Annotated in this window: 1 protein-coding gene and 1 rRNA gene; both read right to left on the bottom strand. The window is 35.7% G+C overall.

Features of this window, described 5'->3' with window-relative positions; all coding sequences use genetic code 11:
- Positions 1-570: 570 nt before the first annotated feature.
- A complete protein-coding gene (gene dld / locus B0183_RS07490; protein ID WP_078208587.1) occupies positions 571-2262 on the bottom strand; it encodes a D-lactate dehydrogenase in 1692 nt (563 codons plus the stop codon).
- 211 nt (positions 2263-2473) lie between these two features.
- A 5S ribosomal RNA gene (gene rrf / locus B0183_RS07495) occupies positions 2474-2589 on the bottom strand.
- Positions 2590-2661: the final 72 nt, after the last annotated feature.

The following is a 2661-nucleotide window of genomic DNA, read 5'->3' on the forward strand; positions in this document are numbered from 1 at the left end:
TTTTCTCTTAACCTATTCAGGGCAAGTTTGTAGTAAATATCTTTTTCGGTTCGCACAAAGTAATGGGAAATCACATTATTTGAATTAGAATCCATTAGCACTAATACGCCAAAATAACGACAGAAAAACGTTGTATCCATAATGATGTTTAGGTATCGATTTGAAGGTAGTTTTAAAGCTGTTTTAGGGACTTTATCAATATATCTTTGAATAGTTCTAACCGAACAATGATATTTTTCGGCAAGTTGTTGATAGGTTTGTTTTCCAGATGTGTAATCAGTCCAAATTTTAATTGGATCTAATTTAGATTTTAAGATAAACGTTTTATAACATTCATTACAAAAATAACGTTGAGTATTATTTTGATTTCAAAATATAATCATAATGGAATCAATGAGTTAGAGGTTGTCAGCAAGAATCAAAATGAGGATTTAAAGCCTTGTAGTATAAGGCTTCAAGTCACTTTTTACCAACACTTTTGTCTACTATGCCAAATAAAAACAACCTGTATCAAACAAGAAACACAGGTTGTTATATCAATCTTGTACTAAATCTTCGAATATATCTCAGCTATTGCCAATATTTTTTCTTTGAAGTTTGTCCGATACCTGGGTTAAAACTATTTGTTGGATCAAGATGTTGATAGAATTTACGTAAAGTAGGTTTTGCTTCATACAAATGTCCTACATTATGCTCAGCAGGATACTGGGCACCACGTTGGTCAAGCAATTCTAACATTTTATGCTCTAATGCTACGCAGTCATGACCTTTTTTCACAATATAATCCTGATGAAAAACATGGCACATAAAATGACCGTAATAGAGTTTATGGCTAATTTTATCGTTGATCTCTGTTGGTAATACTTCAAACCATTCACTATCATTGCGGCGCAACGCAATATCTAAAGCAACAATATCCTCTACCTCTTTTTCATGAATAGCTCTGTAACGTACTGCCGCAGAAGCAACAGCAAATCTGTGAAGCATTGCCGCTTGAGTTTCTTCCGAATTACATTCGAAATAACCACCTTTAGCACTTTCTGCGAAGTAGGTTTTTAAATATTCTCTTGCTTCTGTAACACCTCCCCCCCCCATTTTAACGATTAAATGATGTTCATATTTATCTCGATATTGACGAAGACTTAAAGGTAAATGCTGTGGTAATACTTTAGAAATTAATTGTAATGCTTTATCACTCAAATGGTTAGGTAAAAAATGATATTTTTTAGCTAAACGGTCTACTCTCGCTTTTAGTGCGAATAACATTGGTAAACGATGAGTACCCAGCTTTTTAATTACCCAAAATGTATCTTTACCATATTCTGCAGCCATATCAAAAGCATCACGATGAATATATTCTCCTGAAATTGGTAACTGCTGAAAATTAGCTAGCATATAACGGCGAATATCATTAAGAACTTCAGTTCGATTTGTTCCAATATAAAATACAGCCGTTTCTTTTTCTGCAGGAAAAGTATCTAAACGTACAGCAAAAATAGCTAACTTCCCTGCACTTCCGGATGCTTCATAATGACGAGCCGGATCAGCATTAAAACGAGCGGGTGAATCTTCGTCTACTTGACGAACATGATTACAGTAAGCATGATCATGTCCTTTTCCACATTCTAGTTGAATATCCTTACGTTGATAACGCTGTTCTTGTAGATTTTGTAAAATCTCTTCAGGTGTTTCACCTAAATCAATCCCTAAGTGATTTTTAAGTTCTAATTCACCTTTTTCATTTAATTGAGCATAAAGTGCCATTTCGGTATAAGCCGGTCCTCGTTGTACTAAAGCCCCTCCCGAATTATTGCAAACACCACCAATAACCGATGCACCAATACATGATGAGCCTATTACAGAATGTGGTTCTCTATTGTGAGGTTTTAATGCATTCTCTAGAGCATTAAGAGTAGAACCAGGCAAACACACAACCTGACTCGCATTATTAATAAGTTGAATTCCATTGATTCTCATTGCATTAATAATCACGATATCCCGATCATAATCATCGCCATTCGGTGTCGAACCCCCTGTCAACCCCGTATTTGCAGCTTGGGTAATCACTATAACATCAGCTGCAACACAAGCCTTTAATATATCCCAAAACTCTAGTAATGTCGCTGGACGTACAACGGCAAGTGCATTTCCTGATCCAAAACGATAACCACTTCGATAAACTTCTGTTTTGGAGGCTTCAGTAATAATATATTTCTCCCCCACAATTTGAGTGAGTGTACTAATAAGCTTCTGGGCTGACATATAAATTCCTTATATTGGTTAATAATTAACAAAACTATAACATAATTGTAGAAATATCTACATTATGAAGTCAAATTCAACGAAAAAACTCAATTTTTTCCACCGCACTTTTATAAACTTGAAAAAGATTAATTGGGTTAAAATCCCTTAGTTTTGTTTTCCCGAACAAAAAGCAAAAACCCCAGTATCTCTACTGGGGTTTAAATCAATGCCCTGATGGTGCCCTACTCTCACATGGGGAAGCCCCACACTACCATCGGCGTTACTGCGTTTCACTTCTGAGTTCGGGATGGAATCAGGTGGTTCCACAGCACTATGGCCATCAGGAAAATCTTTTGATGATTCTCTCTATCTTCTTTTTTCTGTTCTTTAAGGGCAAATGTAATTTGCCCCTACACT

This window comes from Glaesserella parasuis, assembly GCF_002015085.1.
Lineage (GTDB): Bacteria > Pseudomonadota > Gammaproteobacteria > Enterobacterales > Pasteurellaceae > Glaesserella > Glaesserella parasuis.